The following is an 18341-nucleotide window of genomic DNA, read 5'->3' as shown; positions in this document are numbered from 1 at the left end:
GCCTTGGGGACAGGCCGGTCAGGAGCCGCTGCCGCCTGGTCGCCAGTGGGGATCGCGGCCGGTGAGCCCGAGCAGCCGGTCCAGCGGCGGCGCGTCACCGGGCACGGGCACCGGCGGTCCGAACAGTCCGGGGCTGCCCTCCGGGCTCTGCTCGACGACGGATCCGGCCCACCGGTACGCGATGGTGATGGACTCGGCCAGGGCGGGGTCGGAGCCGGGGTAGGGCCGGCCTGTCGCGACGGCGAGGTCCCAGCCGTGCACGATGACCTCGTCGAGCGCGGCCGCCCCGGCGGCCTCGGCCGGCAGCCGGATGCCGCCGGCCTCGGTGGTGCCGGTCCACGCCGACGCCTGCCGCCACGCCCGGGCGAGCTCGTCGAGGCGGGCCGGGATGCGGTGGCGCCAGTCGCCGCCCAGCCGGGACGCGTCGGGCACCGGGGCGCGGCCGCCGCCGTCGAGGGGCGTCTTGGCGGCGGCCGCGGTGAACGCGACGCAGAGGCTGTCGACGTGGTCGAGCAGCTCGCCGACGGTGATGCCGCCGCAGGGCGTGGGCGCGGTGAGCTGATCGTCGCGGACCTGCCCGATGAGGGCGGCGAGCACGTCGGTCGCGGGGAGCAGGTCGGCCGCCGTCATCGGACCGTCTCCGCGAGCCGGTCGAGGACGCCGTCCCAGCCGTCGCCGACCTGCTCGGCGACCTGGGGCAGGGTGGCGGCCAGCGCGCCGAGCCGCTCGTGCACCAGGGTCAGGCGGGTGCCGCCCTCCGGTGCCTCGTCGAGGGTGACGGTGAGCAGCGAGTCGAACACCGGACCGGCGTCGCGGTCGGGGCCGATGAAACTCCAGCGCCACACGATGCGCCGGTCCGGCACGAGCTCGAGCAGCTGCGCGTCGAAACCACCGACGGGCTGGTCGGAGTCGGTCTGCCGGATGAGGTACCGGCCGCCTGGGCGCTCGTCGACCTCCGCGCGCACGCCTTCCAGGGATCCGGGCGCCAGCCACCGCTGCAGGATCGCGGGGTCCAGCCAGGCCCGGTAGACGGCGTGCACGGACGCGGACAGGACGCGCTCGCGCCGTACGGCGGGAAAGGCTGCGAGGTCGGTCGTCATGGTGCCTCCTCATGGACGGACGGGTGCGGCGGGTCGAGGACGTGCTGCAGCGCGTCGAGCCGGGCGTCCCAGAACCCCTCGTAGAAGCGCAGCCAGGCCACCGCGTCGGACAGCGGACGGGGCCGGAGCCGGCAGACGTGCCGGCGCCCGGTGACGGTGCGTTCCACCAGCCCCGCCTGCTCGAGCACCTTCACGTGCTTGGACGCCGCGGCCAGGGACATGCGCAGCGGTTCGGCCAGCTCGCCGACCGAGAGCTCCCCGGCGGCGAGACGGCGCAGCATGCCGCGCCGCGCGTCGTGAGCCAGGGCGTGGAACACCGCGTCCAGCGCCCCGTTTCCCTCAACCATATGGTTGAGGATAGAGGTCACTCTTCTGATATACAACCAAAAGGTTGATAATTAGCTGTCCCGACTTGGTGGCCGTCGGTCGGATGCCGCCGTGGTCCGGCGCGCACGCTCTCCCGGAAGGGCCGGATTCCGGCCCTTCCGGGTGGCGGGTACGGCCTCGGCCGTCCACCGCGTGAGAAGGGCCGGGGGATGGGACCGCTCATCGGCGGCGAACTTCGGGATCGCCTGGCGCGGGTGATCTTCAGGGGTGCACAATCACCGGTGTGAAGGCATATGTCGGGGTGACCGACGCCGCGTGGCACCGCTTCCTGGCGGCCCGCCCCGAGGTGGGCGAGGTCAACTTCTGGCGCCCGTCGAGCGCACGGGAGTTCAAGGTCCTCAGCCATGGCGAGCCGTTCTTCTTCAAGAGCCACTACCCGCACAACCGCGTGGTGGGCGGCGGCTTCTACAGCGGCTTCGCCCAGCTCCGGGTCTCGGAGGCGTGGGAGTTCTTCGGCGAGGGCAACGGCGCGGCGAGCCTGGCGGAGCTGCGCGACCGTGTCGGCCGCTACCGCAAGGAGCCGATGGGACCCGGCGACGACCCGGTGATCGGCTGCGTCATCGTCCGCGATGTCTGCTTCTTCCCCGAGGGGGCGGACGCGGGAGCGCCGCCGGACTTCGCCTCCAACATCGTCCAGGGCAAGGGCTACGACCTGGCTGTCCACCCCGAAGCCGCCTACTTCCACGGATTGCTCGACCGCATGGGCATCGGGGTGGAGGTCGACCTGTCGGAACCGTGGCACCTCGACGGTCCGGTCTACGGCGATCCGCGGCTGGCCCCCCGGCGGCTCGGCCAGCGGGCGTTCCAGGCCGTCGTCCTGCAGGCCTACGAGCGGCGCTGCGCCGTCACCGGGGACAAGATCCGGCCGGTCCTGCAGGCGGCCCACATCCGTCCCGTCGCCGCGGGAGGCCAGCACTGTCTGGACAACGGGCTGCTGCTCCGCTCGGATGTGCACACCCTGTTCGACCGGGGCTACCTGGCGGTGGATCCGAAGTACCGGCTCCGGGTCAGCCCCCGGCTGCGGGAGGAGTTCGGCAACGGCGAGGAGTTCTATCGGCGGGCGGGAACGCAGATCGCACTCCCGCGCCAGCGACGCGACCGGCCCAGCACCGAGGTGCTCGAATGGCACCTCGACGAGGTCTTCCTGGCCTCCTGAGGAGCCGGCCGCGCCGAGTCGACTTCGCCGTCTCACTGACCGATCGTGGTCGACCTGGCGGAGTCCGAGCTGGCCGGAGAGCCGGAACCGGACGCCGAGTCCGTGGGGAGCGGGAATGGCATTTCCTGCGGTAGCTCAACGAGCAGGGCGGCCCGCAGGCCACCGGCGCGGTCCAGCACGTGCTGGACCACTGGCGCGCACAGCGCGGAGAGGTGCAGTACGGCACCGCGGCGGGGGCCTCGTGTGCTCCCGTCATCAGGGTCAGCGGCCTTCGCGGCCTGATCACCACACCGAAGGCGTCCGCCGAAGCGGAGCAAGCTCATCAGTACGCCGACCCGGGTTCACCCACATGCCGCAGCCTCGATCGCCTGCTTCATCTCCTTCGCGCCGCGCTCGACGCGAATCCGGATCTCGGCGGCGAGCGCGTGCGGCAGGACGTCGGTGGTCCAGATCAGCCGGCCCGCCCGGTCGCCTTCAGAGCGGACTTCGAACGAGGCGTGGTGGTGCTCGATCGCCGGCCGCGCGCCCTCGACGACGGAGTAGGCCAGGCGGCGGGCGTCGTCGTCGATCGCGACGATCAGCTCACGGATCACGTGCCCATCGGGAAAGGTCAGGAAGCGCTGGTCGCCCTCGAGCCGGGTGCCGGTGACGCGGCCGGGCAGCAGTCGTTGGTGTACGGCGCCGACGTCGCGCAGCGCGTCCCAGATGTGCTCGGGGGACGCGTCGATCACGATTTCGTGGCGGATGGAGGCCATGGTGCTGGGGATTCCTCTCAAGAGAAGTCGATGATCGACATACGTGGAGTATCTCCGAGTCCAGCGCCCGGTCGCACCATGGTGTTTCGCGGCAGCGGCGGAACGACAGTGCTCCGTGAGGGGCCACGGTGACCCGGGGCGGTCGCTTGTGGCGGAGTCTGTGCGGCTTCTCGGGATGAACGGAGCTCGTTGAGCGCTCCGAGAGGCGACCGGCAGCCGAGCACCGAGTGCGGGCGCCACCGGTTGCGGACCTCTCGATACAGCGGATGACCTGCCGTTTCGCTCTGTCCCCGGTGGCGAGGACGAACTGGCCGGACCATTCGTTCTTGATCGCGGTGAAGAAGGACTCCGCCGTTGCGTTGCCGAGGAGACCCCGGTACGGCCGACCGAACGGCGGATGCCCGGGACGCTCGGGGAACGGCCGAATTCCGCTGAGGTGTGGTTCTTGGTGTCAAGGAGTGCACGGCGCGACGGATGACGATCGGGGGCGCTGAAGGGTCTGCCGTGACGTTCCCGGATGTCTGCTCCCGCCGCCATTCGTGGTGGCCGGATCCTGCGCCCCGGATCTTCAAGGAGATCACACGGATGAGAAGATCACCGCATGACTGTTCGGACCGGGCGTTGGATCGCCTGGGCGGCGATCGGCTGGACGTCGCTCTACGTCGTGTCCAAGGTCCACTTCGCTCTCGAAGGGCGCCTCGGCGTCACCGGCGGTCCCCGTGTGGCCCCGGAGGAGTACCTCGGCTACGGGCCCGGACAGGTCGCACTGGCCCAGTGGGGCAACGCCGCGTCCGGCCTGATCATCATCTCCCTGCTGGCGGTCTCCCTGGCGCCGGTCCGACGGCGGCTGTGGCGGCGGATGCTGCTGGTGCTGCTGTGGGTGTGCGCGGCGATGGCCGCCGCGGGGGCGGTCGGCATGACGGGCGGCGCCCTGCTCTCGGACCGCGGCGGTGCGCTCTTCGGCGCGTACTGCGTCGTGTGGGCCGTCCTCCTCGGCCTGGCCGCTCTCGCCTTCCAGCGCCGTGGACAGGTGCCGTCGGCACAGGAACCGGAGTGAGCGGACGCGGCCCGACAGGGGGCCTCCTCCGCGGCACGGCAGCCTGTGCCGACCGGGCACCCGGTCGGTACAGCCGCCCCCGCTGACCGACGCCCGGTTCGGACCGTTCCTTGGTGTGTCGCCTGCGTTCTCGTAGGGTGCTCATGACCGGACGCTGAGTGATCGACGAGATGGAGGTCTGATGAGCGCCGAACGGCACGCGATCGTCTGCACCGCCGCGCAGCAGGTGTTCAGGACCGGCATCCTCACCGGCCGGTCGGCCTTCGCGCCGGGGCTGGAGGCCTGGACGCTCCCGGCCGCGCGGGAGCTGCTCCACCGGTTCGTCGAGAACTACGACGGCTCGGCGGACGAGTTCCTGGTCAAGCTCAAACGCCAGATCTCGGATGCCTCGGACGAGGCCGTCGTGCTCGCGGCCGAACTGCTGTACGTCAACCTGGTGCCGCTGAACGCCGGGACGGTCGGCCCGGACCGCAAGTTCGAGATCATCGAGACCGTCCTGTCGTGGACGCCCCGCCGGGCCGCGATCCCCGCCGACCTCGCCGAGGCCGCCTCCACCGGCTCCATCAAGGGAGGGCAGGCGTTCCTCAACTACCGGTGGGCGCAGTTCGCCTTCCTCATCCGGGTCACCGTACGGCTGCTGGAGTCGCCGGCCGCGGAGCGGGAGCGTCTGCTGGGCGACCCGTGGGCCTTCCGCGACCTGGCCCGGGAGGTGTTCGCCGACCACGACGGCAAGTACCGCGCCCGGTCCCAGCTGCACATCCTGCTCTTCCTGCTCTTCCCCGACACCTACGAGCCCATCGCCAGCGAGCGGCACAAACAACTGATCCGCGACGCCTTCGCCGACCGTCTCGCCGGGCCCGCTGGGGACGTCGACCGCGACCTCGCCGAGATCCGCAGGAGGCTGGAGCAGGAGAGCGGCCGCCCGGTCGGCTTCTACGCCGAACCCTGGCGGTCGAAGTGGCACCCTCCGGAGCAGCCCCGTCCGCAGAAGGGCTGGCTGGTGCGGGGCGCCAACGTGAAGGATGTCAACGTCATCCCCCGCTGGCTGGAGGAGGGGTTCTGCTCCGTCGCCTGGGCCGAGGCCGACGAGATCGCCGCCGGGGCCTCCCGGGAGGAGATCGGGGCCGTGGTCACCACGGCGTACCCGGACGCCGTGAACGAGAGCAGGTCCGCCCACGTGCGCCAGCTCTCGCGGTTCCTCACCGAGATGCAGCCCGGTGACCTCGTCGCCACCGTGGACGGGGACACCGTCTATGTCGGGAAGGTCACCGGCGACGCCTTCTACGACGACACCGACGGCCGTGACCTGGCACGGCGGCGGCCGGTCGAGTGGAGCACCGAGAGCCCACTGAGCCGGCGCCGGTTGTCCGAGGCGGCCCAGGCGCGGCTGCGCGACCGCCGCACGGTCGTCGATCTCACCCGGGTGATGGCCGAGCTGGCGGCCGAGGCCGGCCTGGACGACGAGGTCACCGACGACGTCAAGATCGTCGATGAGACGCAGGCACTGGTGATCCCCATGCTCACCGAGGCGTTCGCGGACGACCTGCTGATGCCGCCGGACTGGCTGCGGGAGACCGCCGACCTGCTGGTGGCCAAGCGCCAGCTCATCCTCTACGGCCCGCCCGGCACCGGCAAGACCTTCCTCGCCATCCGCCTCGCCGAGGAGCTGGCCGGTCCCGAGCGCACCGACCTGGTCCAGTTCCACCCCTCCTACGGCTACGAGGACTTCGTCGAGGGCTTCCGGCCCCGCCCGGCGGCGAACGGCACGATCGGCTTCGAGCTGGTCCCGGGCCCGTTCAAGCGGGCCGTCGAGGCGGCCGAGGCCGAACCGGGCAAGCCGTTCGTGCTGGTGATCGACGAGATCAACCGGGCCGACCTGGCGAAGGTCTTCGGCGAGCTGTACTTCCTGCTGGAGTACCGCAACCGGGAGATCAGCCTGCAGTACTCCCCGCACGACAAGTTCAAGCTGCCGGAGAACGTGTTCGTCATCGGCACGATGAACACCGTCGACCGCTCGGTGGCGCTCGTCGACGCTGCCATGCGCCGCCGCTTCGCGTTCCGCGCGCTCGCCCCCGACCGGCCGCCCGTCGACGGCCTGCTCCGCCGCTGGCTGACCCGCGAGAACCTCCCCGACGCCCCCGCCCGCCTGCTCGACGAGGTCAACCGCCGCCTCGCCGACCCCGACCGGGCGGTCGGCCCGTCCTACCTGATGACCCGCCAGGCGGCGCACCGGCGCGGGCTGGAGCGGATCTGGGCGACCGAGATCCTCCCGCTCCTGGAGGACCAGCTCTACGGGAGCGGCATCGACGTCGAGCAGGAGTACGGCCTGGCCGCGCTCCTGGAGGCGCTGGGGATCGACCTGCCGTGAACGCCGCCGGGACACCCGTCGAGACCGTCCCCGTCGTCGAGCTGACCGAGACGTCGGCGGCGGTGCTCCCGCTGACCCCGGCTCAGGTGGCGACGCTGGTCGCGGTCCCCGAGCTCGTCGCCGTCACCCCGGACCGCTCCGGACGGTGGCGGGCGGCCGGGCGGCAGCGAGTCGGGACGGTACGGATCGGCGTCGGCGACGGCGCGCTGGAACTGCGCCTCCACCCCAAGATCCCGGTCGGCCACCTGCTGGGGCTGATCGGCCACGCGGGCGGCGCCCCGGTCTGGCGGCGGGGCCTGGTCCAGGTCGCCGAGGCCGAGACGCTGGTGGCCGCCGTCGCGGACGCCTTCGCGCACCTGGCGGAGCAGGCCCTGAACGGCGGGGTGCTGCACGGTTACGTCCACCGGGAGGAGGCGCTCACCGTCGTGCGCGGCCGCGTCCGCACCGGCGCCCAGCTCGGCCGCAGGCTCGGCATGCCCGTGCCGCTGGAGGTGGCCTTCGACGACCACACCGCCGACATCGCGGAGAACCGCATCCTGCTCGGCGCCCTGGAGCGGCTGCGGAGCGTCCCCGGTGTCACCGCCGGCACGGCCGGGCTGCTGCGCCACCTGTCGGCACGCCTCGTCGGCGTCGTCCCGGTCCGGCCCGGCGCCCCGCTGCCGAGCTGGCGGGCCACCCGGCTCAACGAGCGGTACGTGCCCGCCCTGCGCCTCGCGGAGCTGATCCTCGCCGGCTCGTCACTCCGGCAGGCCGGGTCGCCCGCCGTACGGATCGACGGGTTCGTCCTCGACCTGGCGCAGGTCTTCGAACGCTTCCTCACCGCCCGGCTGCGCGACCTGCTGACACCGTACGGCGTGCGCTGCGAGGCCCAGCAGGGGAGCCACCGCCTGGACCGGGACGGCCGGGTGCGGTTCCGGCCCGACGTCACCGCCCACCGCCGCGGCCGGCCGGTGACGGTGGTCGACGCCAAGTACCAGGTGCTGGAAGGGGACCCGCCCGCCGGGCACCTGTTCCAGCTGATCTCCTACTGCACCGCCCTCGGCCTGGAGCACGGGCACCTGGTCTACGCCGCGGGGAGGGCGCCCGCCGGGCCGTACCGCATCACCGGCTCCGGCATCACCGTCACCGCGCACGTCCTCGACCTCGGACTGCCGCCCGACCGGCTCGACAGGAGAACACGGGAGCTCGCGGAGCGGATCGCTCTCACCACGCCGAGCGGGTGAACGGCGATTGCGTCGAGGTGCTGCCACCACGGTGGAACACTGCTCACGCCTCCCCTCCTGCCTGGAGCTCAGGCGGGGGAGGCGAAACCGCGGGGGCGGCAGCACTGCTTGTACTTGCGGCCGGAGCCGCACCAGCAGGGGGCGTTGCGCTCGGGCGGCCAGGGGGATCAGCTCGCCGGCGGTCCCGGCGGGAGAGTGGTGTCGGGGAAGCCCATGGCCCGCCGTACCCGGTTGACCGCCGCGGCCAGCTGCTCGGTGCCGAAGCCGTCTCCGGCGTCGCGGGACCGGGCCTCGCCGGAGGCGAAGAGCTTCAGCGCGCCCGCGAGGTCGCCGGTCTCCTCGACGGCCTCACCGTAGATCTCGTAGGCGCTCCAGTCGTCCCGGCCGGCCTGCCGTACCTCATGGAAGACCTCGGCGGCCTCGTCGGTCCGGCCGAGCTTGACCAGCAGCGCCGCGATCCAGACCTTCGGCTCGGTCGTGTCGTCGCGAACGCCCTCGGCGTCGGCCCGCTTCAGGGTGGCCAGCGCCTCCTCCAGGCGGCCGAAATCCTCCAGGACCCCGCTCACCGCGACCATGGCGAAGGCGGGTTCGAAGTCGTCGTCGCGGAGGGCGGGATCGTCCACGGCCGCGAGCAGGCGGGCGACCACCGGGTCGGGGGAACCCGCCTTGAGGGCGTCGGGCAGGGCGAACTCGATGTCACCGAGTGATACGAGGTCGTTCTTCGCGGGCATGCGGAGACCTTACGCCCCGGCCGGAGCTCAGGGCGGCCGTATCGGGGTATCCGCCCGTACCTGCCGTGGGCTGTCAGGCACGGGCGGCACGATGGGGGCATGGAGACCCTCACGACACGGCGGCTGAACCGTGCGACGCTGGCCCGGCAGATGCTGCTCGCCCGGGAGAAGAGCGACGTCGTCGCGGCGGTGGAGCGGCTCTGCGGCATGCAGGCGCAGGAGCCCCGGCACCCCTTCACCGGGCTGTGGACGCGGCTGGAGGACTTCCGCCGCGAGGATCTGCACCGGGCGCTGCACGAGCGCTCCGTGGTCCGCGCGACGATGATGCGGGCCACGCTCCACCTGGTGAGCGCGGCCGACCACGCGAGGTTCCGGCCGGTCCTCGCGCCGTCGCTCGCCGCCGCCCTGCGCGGGCGCGGCGAGCTCACCGCCGGGCTGGACCTCGACGCGCTGCTCCCGGTCGCCCGCGCAGTCCTCGCCGAGGGGCCGCGGGACTTCACCGAGCTGCGCGCCCTGCTCCAGCCGCACTTCCCCGACGTCAACGAGCGCGCGCTGGGCTACGCCGTACGGATGAGCCTCCCGCTGGTCATGGTCCCCACCGAGGACCGCTGGGCCTTCCCGCCCGCAGCGAAGTTCGCCCTGCCCGAGGCCCTGCCGGGCGCCCCGTCCGAGACCTCGCCGGGCGCCCCGTCCGGTGCGGGGGCCGGGCAGGTGGAGGAGCCGGGGGAACCGGGAGGGCCGGAGGGCCCGGCGGGAGAGCTGGTGCTGCGCTATCTGGCGGCCTTCGGCCCGGCCACCGCCGCCGACGCGCAGACCTGGACCGGGCTGAAGGGGCTGCGCGCCGTACTGGACGGGCTCCGTCCCCGGCTGGCCGTCTTCCGCGACGAGAAGGGCAGGGAGCTGTTCGACCTGCCCGGCGCCCCGCGGCCGGACGAGGACACGCCCGCCCCGGCGCGGTTCCTGCCCGACTTCGACAGCCTGGTGCTCGCCCACGCCGACCGCACCCGGCTGATGGCCGAGGAGTACCGCGGGCGCGTCACCACCAAGAACCTCCGGGTGCGGGCCGTGTTCCTGTGGGACGGCACCGTCCGCGGCACCTGGCAGGCGGAGGTCAAACGGAAGGCGGCCGTCCTGCGGCTGACCCCCTTCGAGCCGCTGCCGGGGGAGGCGTTCGCCGAGCTGACCGCGGAGGGCGAGGCGCTCCTGCGCTTCCTGGAGCCGGACGCCGCCGCCTTCGAGGTGCGGACCGAGGGGGCGTGACACCAGGAGGAGACCTGACGCCGGGAGGAGACCCGGCCGTGGGGGAGGGCCGAGGTGGGAAGACCCGGCTCCGAGGGGAGGGCCGGTGCGGGGAGGAGAGCCGCCGCCGGAGGACCTGTGCCGGGCGCGCGGCGGGACGTCAGGACTCGGCCCAGGCGGCGATCGAGTCGAGGATCTCGCCCAGCTCGCGGCCGCGCCGGGTCAGCGCGTACTCCACCCGCGGCGGTTTGTCGGGATGGACGGTCCGGGTGAGCAGTCCTTCGCCTTCGAGGGTCTGGAGCCGGTCGGCGAGCGTCTTGGGGCTGATGCCGGGCAGCAGGTGCTGCAGCTCGCCGTACCGCTTCGCGCCGGGCAGCAGATGGAAGATCACCAGCGGCGTCCACTTGCTGCCGACGAACGAGAGCGTCCGGGTCACCGAGCACGTCTCCGGCGTCACGGGGGAGTCGACCTGTGTGCTTCCCATGCTTGAAGTTCCTACAGGAAAAGTGCGTACTTCACAATATGAAGTAGCTTCCCTAACGTCATCGGCATGACATCACTCTCCGCTGCACCGTCCGCCCCGCCCTCCGCGTCGCTCTCCGTCGCGGTCCACGGCGCCACGGGCACCCAGGGCTCGCACATCGCCCGCCGCCTCCGCGCGGCCGGGCACGACGTCCGGCCGCTGGACTCCCGCTCCCTCGACCTGGCCGACGCCGACTCGATCGTCCGGGCGTACGGCTCGGCGGACGCGGCGGTGGTGCAGCTGCCGCTGGTGTTCGGCCCGGCGGCCCTCACCCACGCCGAGACCCTGCTGACCGCGCTGGCCAAGGCGGGCCCGTCCCGGGTGGTGTTCAATCCCGGCATGGCGCTGCCGCCGGAGCCGGTCGGCGTGCCGTACGTCGACGCACGCGTCCTGCTGGCCCGCCGGCTGCCCGGAGCGGTCGAGACGGCGTCGGTGATCGGCCCGGCCGGGATGTACCTGGAGAACCTCCTGATGCCCTGGTCGGTACGGAGGGTCGCGCAGGAGGGCGAACTGGCCTATCCGCTGCCCGCGGCGGCTCCCGCGTCGTGGACGGCCCTCGACGACCTCGGCGACGCCGTCGCCGCCCTGCTGCGCGAGGACGCCCCCGCGGCCGTGGGCCTGCTGTCCGCCCCGCCGCTCACCGGTGACCAGGTCGCCGCGGAGGTCGCCGCCGCCGCGGGCCGGGACGTGCGCTGGATCCACCTGGATCCCGCGGAGTACGGGCGGTTGATCGCACCGGTGATCGGAGACGCCGCCGCGGCGGGCGTCGCCGCCGTCTACGAGCAGGCCGCCGCCGCGGCGCCCCCGCCTCCTCCGCCCGCCGGGATCCTGCGGCCCGCCCCCACCGGCGTGCGGGAGTGGGCCGCCCGGCAGCGCTGGGTCGTCACTGAGTCGGGCGGGGCCGTCACCGGATAGGGCGGGGTCGCCGCCGAGCCGGGCTCAGAAGACGTCGGATGATCGATCTGTACCGCTCTGCGGCCACCGGGTGACGTCGTCCACGGGCCGGACCGCCAGGGCGGCGGCGAGACGTGAAGCGAGTGCCGCGACCGCGGCGCGCAGTTCCGGCCCGCCCTCGACGCGGAAGGGGAACGGCACGTTCGGCAGCCACTCCTGCGCGTACATCGCCGGGTTGCTCGTGCTGCCGATGAGCACGCACCCGTCCTCCGACGGTTCGAGCCGTCCCATGGGCGGCCGGATCCAGGGCGCCACCTCGGAGAAGGGGGCACCGAACACGACGCGCGTGGCGAACTCCCACCCGGTGCCCAGGTTCTCCTCCAGCGCGGCCACCGGGTCGAGGCCGGCGGGCGGCTCGAACGCGTGCGTGCTCCGCCGGACCCGGCGGACGCGGTCGACCCGGTAGGTGCGGACGGCATCCGCGCGGTGGGAGTGGCACAGCAGGTACCAGCGCCCGTGGCGGACGACGACCGCCCAGGGGTCCACCTCGGCCTCCCACTCGTTGCCGGACTCGCTGCGGTAGGCGACCACCACGCGCCGCCGGTCCGCGATGGCCGCCACGAGCGCGCCGGTGGTGGCGGGATCCGGACGGGCCGAGAACCGGTCGGGCGCCGCCGACGCATGCTCGCGCAGCGCGGCGGCCTGCCGGCCGACGTTCTCGGGCAGGGCCCGGATGACCTTCTCCAGAGCGGTTCCGACGAGATCGCCGACGTCGGTGGACGCAGGGTGGCCGTTGAGCACCGCCATGACCAGGCCGAGCGCCTCGGGCTCGGTGAAGGCGACCGGAGGCAGCCGAGTCCCGCGCCCGAGCCGGTATCCCCCGTAGGGGCCGCGGGCCGACTCGACGGGGATGCCCGCCTCGCGAAGGATCCCGACGTACCGGCGCGCGGCCCGCTCCGTGACGCCCAGGCAGGCGGCGAGCTCGCCGGCCGTCACGCCGGGGCGGGCCCGCAGGATCTCCATCGCGCGCAGGGCCCGCGCGGTGGGGCTGGGTTCGGCCGGCACACGAGCACATTAGGAGGTTGCGGGACGAACAGGAAGTAGAACGTCCGGAATCGGTCCTAGCCTGGCGTCCTGCCCGAGGCTCGCGGGCAGGACGCCGCCGTGACACGCTGAGGAAAGAGAACCGATCATGGACATCCTGCTCATCGCCGGACTGTGGCTCGACGGGTCCGCGTGGAACGGCGTCGTGCCCGCACTCGAGGCGCTCGGCCACCGCCCCGTACCCGTCACCTTGCCCGGGCAGGGCGACGGGTCCGCCTCGGCCACACTGGACGACCAGGTGGCGGCCGTTCTGTCCGCCGTGGACGCGGCGTCCGGAAGGCCCATGGTGGTGGGGCATTCCGCCGCCTGCACCCTGGCCTGGCTGGCCGCCGACGCGCGCCCGGAGCGGGTCGCCAAGGTCGCGCTCGTCGGCGGCTTCCCGGCCGCCGACGGCCGGCCCTACGCCGACTTCTTCGAACTGGAGGACGGCGCCATGCCCTTCCCCGGCTGGGCTCCGTTCGAAGGGCCGGACTCGGCCGACCTCGGCGAGGAGGCCCGCCGGGACTTCGCGGCCGCGGCGATCCCCGTCCCCGCGGGGGTGGCCGAGGGCGTGGTGCGCCTGACGGACGAGCGGCGGTTCGACGTCCCCGTCCTCGTCGTGTGCCCCGAGTTCACCCCCGCCCAGGCTCGGGAGTGGATCGCCGCCGGCGACGTGCCCGAGCTGGCCAGGGCCGGGCACGTCGACTTCGCGGACATCGACTCGGGCCACTGGCCCATGATCACTCAGCCGGCCGGGCTCGCCCGGCTGCTGGCCGCGGCGACCCCTGAGCCCTGACCTGCGGCCCCCCGGTCCCGCCGTCGTCCGGGGAGGAGCCGCCGGGGGAGGAGTCGTCCAGGGCGAAGGAGAGGTAGCGGTCGGCGGAGCGGCGGACGGCCTCGGTGCCGTCGGTGCGCACGACCCGCTTCCACCAGCCGCCGTAGACGCGCTCGAACGGGTACGGCTCCAGCAGCGACAGGGCGCGGCGGACCGTCCGGGGGCGCTCGGGGATGAGGTTCGGATAGCTGTACATGAAGCTCACCCAGCGGCGGTCGGCGACCACCTGGAGGATGTCGCCGGACAGCAGCGCGCCCCCGCCGTCCCCGCCGTCGCGCCAGTGCAGCACCTGGCCGCCGGCGAAGTGCACGCCCGCGTTGACCAGCGTCAACCCGTCGAGGATCTCGCAGGTGTCGCCCTCCCAGAACACCACCGAGTCGTCCGGCCGGGCCACCCACTCCCGGTCGGCGGCGTGGATGTGGACCGGCGCGTCGAAGGCGTGCGCCCACTCGACCATCGAGCCGTAGAAGTGCGGGTGGCTGACCGCGATCGCGTCGATCCCGCCGAGCTCGCGGACCTCCCGGATCACGTCGTCGTCGAGGTGGCTGACCATGTCCCACAGCACGTTCCCGGCGGGCGTGCGGACCAGCAGGGCCCGCTGGCCGATGGCGGTGGCGGGGTCGGTGCCGATGCCGACCACCCCGGGGCCCTCCTCGGCGGCCTTCAGCCGGTGCCCGGCGGCGCGCAGCCCGTTCAGGGAGGTCCAGCGCTGGCCCTCCCAGCCGACGTACTGCCGCTCGTCCTCGCAGATCGGGCAGTTCTCGCGCGGGGCGCCGTACTGGACCCCGCAGGTCACGCAGATGGGCAGATCGTTCACGGCGCCTCCCCGGCGAGGTCGTTCTCCTGCGGGGAGCGTACGGCACGGCCACGGCTTCCGGCGGACCCACCGGGCGGGCCACCGTGGTGAACGGCCGGTCGTGGGGTGGCGGCGTGGGGCGGCGCGGTGAGCGGTCCGCCATCGGACGAGCGGAGGTGTTCTTGGATGTTCGAGAGCATCGGTGAAAAATCCACCGGCTTGTCGGTCATGATCTCCATAATTGTGATCCGCCGCCAAGTCGCCAGGGGAGATCCACCATGCCGGACATCAGGCCGATCGGCCCGCAGGACCCCGGCCGCGTGGGCGGTCACCGGATCACCGGCCGGTTGGGCGGTGCGGTCTACCTCGCGGAATCCCCGGCCGGGGAGCGGGTCGTCGTCCGGCTGCTGCCGACCGGCCTCGACGGGGAACGTCTCCTGGCCGCGGTGGAGCCGCTCCGGCAGGTCTCGGCGTTCTGCACCGCCGAGATCCTGGACACCGGGACGGCGGACGGACGGCCGTACATCGTGAGCGAGTACATCGACGGCCCCACGCTGAAAGAGGCGGTCGTCGCCGACGGGACCCTGCACGGGGCCGCGCTGCACCGGCTCGCCGTCGGTACGGTGACCGCGCTGGTCGCCGGCCACCAGGCGGGCGTGACGCACGGCGGCATCCGGCCGGAGAACGTGATCCTCGGCCCGGACGGGCCGCGCGTGATCGACTTCGGGGTGGCCGGGGCGTTCCCGGACTCCGGCTCCGGCGCCACCCGCCCGGTCGGCGTCCCCGCGTTCACCGCCCCCGAACTGCTCCACGGCGCCGACCCCGCGCCGCCGTCCGACCTGTTCGCCTGGGCCGCGACCCTGGTCTACGCCGCGACCGGCCGCTCCCCCTTCGACGGCGGGTCGACGGCCGTGACCGTCAACCGCGTCGTCCACGACGAGCCCGTCCTGGAGGCGGTCCCCGACGACCTGCGCGGCGTCGTCGCGTCCTGCCTGGCCAAGGACCCCGCCGCCCGTCCGGCCGCGAGCGACGTCCTGCTCAAGCTGATCGGCGAGCTCCTCACCGCCGACCTCGGTCCCGCCCCGTCCCCGGCTCCCGCCGCGCGGCGGAGCCGCGGACTGCTCCTGGGCGCCGGCGCGGTGGCGATCGCGCTCGTCTCGGCGGGCGCCGTGTACCTGACCGTCCCGGAGCGGGCGATCCCGGCGGCGGCCTCGCCGCCCGCGGAACGGTCGGCCTCCCCGGCGGGGGAACCGCTGCCCGCCGCCACCGCCACCGCCACCCGCGAGACGGTGCTCTACCCGCTGGAGGAGGTGGCGAAGGCGTCGAAGGACGTCACGCTGCCCGGCGTCGGCGTCACCCTGCACGAGCACCCCGAGGACCCGGTACGGCTCGGCGCCTACGTCCGCCTCACCCGGCCGGCCGCCACCTTCGCCAGGGAGAAGGGCAAGGACACCTTCCGGGAGGTGGACCCCGGGACGCTGCCGGTGCTCTCCCCGGACGAGCGGTTCGCGGCGCTCAACCCGTCGGAGAAGTTCACCCAGTCGGACATCGACTACCTCAAGATCACAGAAGTGGCGACCGGGGAGGCCTTCACGGTGCCGACGGTGAAGCAGCCGTTCGAGGGCTTCTCCCAGCCCATGTGGTCCGCGGACGGTTCCACGGTCCTGCTGTCGATCCGCGAGTCGGCCAAGAGGGTGATAGCCGGTTTCGCGATCGTGGACGTGCGGGCGCGCAAGTCCACCTTCGTCGTCACGGAGCACATCGGCGGAGAGAACGACCTGTTCACCTTCGCTCCGGGCGGCCTCGTCGCCCGGCGCTACTTCGACGGGAAGAAGACCGGCGCCGACTTCTTCGACCTCGAGGGCCAGGTCGTCCGGACCATGCACTGGGTGGGGGACCCCCGCGGGATCGACTGGTTCTCCCCCTCCGGGAAGCTCTTCTACACCGTCTGCCCGAAACGGGAGCAGGGCCTGTGCGTGTGGGACACGGCGACCGGCAACCGCCGCCAAACCGTCCCCCTCGGCCACGAAGGGCTCCGCGTCCTCGGCTGGTTCAACGAGAACCACCTGCTGGTGCAACGGCCCGCAGGGAAGAACCGGCAGGTCCAGGTGGTCGACTTCACCGGCGGCGTGCAGCGGGTGCTCGCCGGTCTGGAGGCCGGTGAGGAGAAGGCGTACCTGCGCTTCACCCGAAGGCAGGCGTCCTGATGGCCGCCGGTCCGCTGCTGACCGGCGACCCCGAGCGGATCGGCGCCCACCGGCTCGTCGGCAGGCTCGGCACGGGCGGGCAGGGCGTCGTCTACCTGGCCGAGACCGCCTCGGGGGAGAAAGTGGCGGTGAAGCTCCTGCGCTCCGGGGCGGACGAGGACTCCTCGGCCGCGTTCGGCCGGGAGATCGAACTGGTCCTCCGGGTCAAGGACTTCTGCACGGCGCGAGTGCTGGAGCACGGTGAGTTCGGCGGCGCGCCGTACCTCGTGAGCGAGTACGTCGACGGCCCCAGCCTGGCGCAGGCGATCTCCGGGCGGGGCCCGCTGCGCGGCGCGGAGCTGCGCAGGCTGGCGACCGGCATGCTGACCGCGCTGGCCGCGATCCACCGGGCGGGGGTGGTCCACCGCGATCTCAAACCGGCCAATGTGCTGCTGGGCCGCGACGGCCCCAGAGTGATCGACTTCGGGATCGCCCGGGCGGCCGACGCGGCGGACACGGTGACCGGACGTCTCGTCGGCACCCCGCCGTACATGGCGCCCGAGCAGTTCAGCGGAGTGCGGGCCGGACCGGCCTCCGACATGTTCGCCTGGGCGGCCACCGTGACCTGCGCGGCGACCGGGACGCCGCCCTTCGGGACCGGGCCGGTGCCGGTGACGGTCCACCGGATCCTGTCCGCCGAGCCGGATCTGGGGGAACTCGACGGCGAACTGCGGGACCTGGTCCTGCAATGCCTGTCCAAGGATCCGGCCGCGCGGCCGACCGCCACGGCCGCGCTGCTGCGGCTGCTCGGGCACGCCGAGGCGTCGCGGCGCCTCCCGGCCGAGAGGCCCGATCCGGCGGCTCCGCCGGACGCGGGCGGCACGCGCCCGGTCCCCCGGACGCGGAACCGGCGCCGGATCGCCGCGGCCATGGCGGCGGCGGCGCTCGTCCCGGTCTGCTGGGCCGCGGTCCAGCCGGCGCGGACGGCGGACGGGCCGCCGCGGGGCGATCCGGCGACGGCCCGGCGGACGGCGGGCGGCCCGGCGCGGCCCGGGGCGACGGGACCGACCGGCCGGGGGAGGGCCGAGGGGACCATGGCTCCGGCGTCGACGGCCACCGTGCGGATCCCCGGGACCGAGGTCTTCCTCCACGAGGATCCGGGGGACTCCTGGCACGTCGCCTCCTACCAGTCGTACCGGGAGGACCGCACGTGGGGGCCCTCGTACCTCCGGGCCCGCGGCGGGACCTCCTTCGAGCGGATCGGCGGCCTCCAGGAGGTCGTGGTCTCCTCCACGGGCGCCCACGCCGTGGTCAGCCCGCACGTCAAGACGGACCTGGGGACGTTCGACCAGGTCCGGATCCTGGACCGGGCCACCGGGAAGGAGATCACGGTGCAGACGGCCGAGCGGCCGACGCAGACCCGCTATCCCCGCTGGTCGCCCGACGGCGCCAGGGTGCTTCTCACCGCCTTCCGGACGGAGGGGCAGGTGCGGATGGGGCGCAGCGAGGGTTTCGTGATCGTTGACGCGGCGGCGGGCAGCGCGCGGATCGTCCGGGTCGCCGACGACAACGACGGCCCGCACCCGTACGCCTGGGGGCCCGACGGGACGACCGTGATCCAGCGGGCCCCCGGCGGGGCGGTCCGGGTCCGGAACCTGGACGGGACACTCGTCCGCACGCTGAGCGCGGTCGGTGAGGCGACCGGGGACGACGTCGCGGTCTCCCCGCTGGGTCCCGTGGTCACCACCGTCTGCCCCGGCGAGCCGGGACGGATCTGTCTGTGGGACTACACCACCGGGGCGCGCAGGGCCGCGGTGCGGCTCCCCGGGGGAGCGGTGTTCGGCGGCTGGCTGGGCGGGCGGAACCTCCTGGCCACCAGGACCAGGCGGGGAACCGGGGAGGTGGTCATGCTCGGCCTGGACGGCGCGGTGGTGCGCGTCCTGGCGCGGGGGCCCGCCGCCGAACTCCGCAGGACCGCCCTCTCGTTCGCCTCCGTCTGACGGCCCGG

The 18341-nt window shown here is 73.6% G+C and carries 17 protein-coding genes and 1 pseudogene; 9 read left to right on the top strand and 9 right to left on the bottom strand.

Annotation, left to right across the window (positions count from 1 at the left end; genetic code table 11):
• Positions 1-18: 18 nt before the first annotated feature.
• Genes HS048_RS24665 through HS048_RS24655 form a run of 3 tightly spaced genes read right to left on the bottom strand, consistent with a single transcriptional unit; the run spans position 19 to position 1447 of the window.
• Positions 19-630 (bottom strand): TIGR03086 family metal-binding protein, encoded by a 612-nt coding sequence (locus tag HS048_RS24665; protein ID WP_196468814.1) that lies wholly within the window; start codon positions 628-630, stop codon positions 19-21.
• Positions 627-1100 (bottom strand): SRPBCC domain-containing protein, encoded by a 474-nt coding sequence (locus HS048_RS24660; protein WP_196468813.1) that lies wholly within the window; start codon positions 1098-1100, stop codon positions 627-629. The genes HS048_RS24665 and HS048_RS24660 overlap by 4 nt, the downstream gene beginning before the upstream one ends.
• Positions 1097-1447 carry a helix-turn-helix transcriptional regulator gene (locus HS048_RS24655; RefSeq protein ID WP_196468812.1) on the bottom strand — a complete coding sequence of 117 codons (351 nt, stop codon included), beginning with the start codon at positions 1445-1447 and terminating at the stop codon, positions 1097-1099. The genes HS048_RS24660 and HS048_RS24655 overlap by 4 nt, the downstream gene beginning before the upstream one ends.
• A 263-nt stretch (positions 1448-1710) precedes the next feature.
• Here HS048_RS24655 and HS048_RS24650 point away from each other — a divergent pair, with 263 nt between their 5' ends.
• Complete coding sequence (locus HS048_RS24650) at positions 1711-2643, top strand: HNH endonuclease (RefSeq protein ID WP_196468811.1); 933 nt, start codon at positions 1711-1713, stop codon at positions 2641-2643.
• Positions 2644-2984: 341 nt separating this feature from the next.
• Here HS048_RS24650 and HS048_RS24645 read toward each other — a convergent pair whose 3' ends face one another.
• Positions 2985-3398 carry an SRPBCC family protein gene (locus HS048_RS24645; protein WP_196468810.1) on the bottom strand — a complete coding sequence of 138 codons (414 nt, stop codon included), beginning with the start codon at positions 3396-3398 and terminating at the stop codon, positions 2985-2987.
• A 601-nt stretch (positions 3399-3999) separates the two neighbouring features.
• Here HS048_RS24645 and HS048_RS24640 point away from each other — a divergent pair.
• The 3 genes from HS048_RS24640 to HS048_RS24630 all read left to right on the top strand — a co-directional run bounded on the left by HS048_RS24640 (position 4000) and on the right by HS048_RS24630 (position 8046).
• On the top strand, positions 4000-4455 hold the full coding sequence (locus HS048_RS24640; protein ID WP_196468809.1) for a hypothetical protein: 456 nt from the start codon (positions 4000-4002) through the stop codon (positions 4453-4455).
• Between the two features lie 181 nt (positions 4456-4636).
• Positions 4637-6823 (top strand): McrB family protein, encoded by a 2187-nt coding sequence (locus tag HS048_RS24635; protein ID WP_196468808.1) that lies wholly within the window; start codon positions 4637-4639, stop codon positions 6821-6823.
• Positions 6820-8046 (top strand): McrC family protein, encoded by a 1227-nt coding sequence (locus HS048_RS24630; protein ID WP_196468807.1) that lies wholly within the window; start codon positions 6820-6822, stop codon positions 8044-8046. Before HS048_RS24635 ends, HS048_RS24630 begins: the two co-directional genes overlap by 4 nt.
• Before the next feature lie 68 nt (positions 8047-8114).
• On the opposite strand, the pseudogene HS048_RS39185 reads toward HS048_RS24630, so the two are convergent.
• Positions 8115-8195 (bottom strand): annotated as a pseudogene (locus tag HS048_RS39185) (SEC-C metal-binding domain-containing protein); the annotation flags it as partial.
• An 18-nt stretch (positions 8196-8213) separates the two neighbouring features.
• Complete coding sequence (locus tag HS048_RS24620; RefSeq protein WP_196468806.1) at positions 8214-8777, bottom strand: M48 family metallopeptidase; 564 nt, start codon at positions 8775-8777, stop codon at positions 8214-8216.
• Positions 8778-8876: 99 nt separating this feature from the next.
• On the opposite strand from HS048_RS24620, the gene HS048_RS24615 reads away from it, so the two are divergent.
• The gene (locus tag HS048_RS24615) at positions 8877-10037 is read left to right on the top strand and encodes a winged helix DNA-binding domain-containing protein (protein WP_196468805.1); all 1161 of its coding nucleotides are present in this window, start codon (positions 8877-8879) and stop codon (positions 10035-10037) included.
• Between the two features lie 139 nt (positions 10038-10176).
• On the opposite strand, the gene HS048_RS24610 is transcribed toward HS048_RS24615, so the two are convergent.
• The gene (locus HS048_RS24610; RefSeq protein ID WP_068899138.1) at positions 10177-10500 is read right to left on the bottom strand and encodes a helix-turn-helix domain-containing protein; all 324 of its coding nucleotides are present in this window, start codon (positions 10498-10500) and stop codon (positions 10177-10179) included.
• 66 nt (positions 10501-10566) lie between these two features.
• On the opposite strand from HS048_RS24610, the gene HS048_RS24605 reads away from it, so the two are divergent.
• Positions 10567-11454: an SDR family oxidoreductase gene (locus HS048_RS24605; protein ID WP_196468804.1), complete on the top strand. Its 888-nt coding sequence runs from the start codon at positions 10567-10569 to the stop codon at positions 11452-11454.
• Positions 11455-11478: 24 nt separating this feature from the next.
• Here the strand turns inward: HS048_RS24605 and HS048_RS24600 are convergent, their stop codons facing one another.
• Positions 11479-12498 (bottom strand): YafY family protein, encoded by a 1020-nt coding sequence (locus HS048_RS24600; RefSeq protein ID WP_196468803.1) that lies wholly within the window; start codon positions 12496-12498, stop codon positions 11479-11481.
• Between the two features lie 127 nt (positions 12499-12625).
• Between HS048_RS24600 and HS048_RS24595 the strand changes: the two genes are divergently transcribed.
• Positions 12626-13312 carry an alpha/beta fold hydrolase gene (locus HS048_RS24595; protein WP_196468802.1) on the top strand — a complete coding sequence of 229 codons (687 nt, stop codon included), beginning with the start codon at positions 12626-12628 and terminating at the stop codon, positions 13310-13312.
• Here the strand turns inward: HS048_RS24595 and HS048_RS24590 are convergent.
• Positions 13257-14168 carry an MBL fold metallo-hydrolase gene (locus HS048_RS24590; protein WP_196468801.1) on the bottom strand — a complete coding sequence of 304 codons (912 nt, stop codon included), beginning with the start codon at positions 14166-14168 and terminating at the stop codon, positions 13257-13259. The genes HS048_RS24595 and HS048_RS24590 overlap by 56 nt on opposite strands.
• Positions 14169-14425: 257 nt before the next feature.
• On the opposite strand from HS048_RS24590, the gene HS048_RS24585 reads away from it, so the two are divergent.
• Both HS048_RS24585 and HS048_RS24580 read left to right on the top strand, forming a co-directional pair.
• Entirely contained in the window at positions 14426-16354 is a 1929-nt protein-coding gene (locus HS048_RS24585) for a serine/threonine-protein kinase (RefSeq protein WP_196468800.1), read from the top strand.
• Positions 16354-18333 (top strand): serine/threonine-protein kinase, encoded by a 1980-nt coding sequence (locus HS048_RS24580; RefSeq protein WP_196468799.1) that lies wholly within the window; start codon positions 16354-16356, stop codon positions 18331-18333. Before HS048_RS24585 ends, HS048_RS24580 begins: the two co-directional genes overlap by 1 nt.
• Positions 18334-18341 lie beyond the last annotated feature (8 nt).

It is taken from the genome of Planomonospora sp. ID91781 (genome assembly GCF_015711595.1).
GTDB lineage: Bacteria > Actinomycetota > Actinomycetes > Streptosporangiales > Streptosporangiaceae > Planomonospora > Planomonospora parontospora.
Note: the sequence above shows the minus strand (reverse complement) of the source record. Positions and strands in the feature narration are given on the sequence as shown.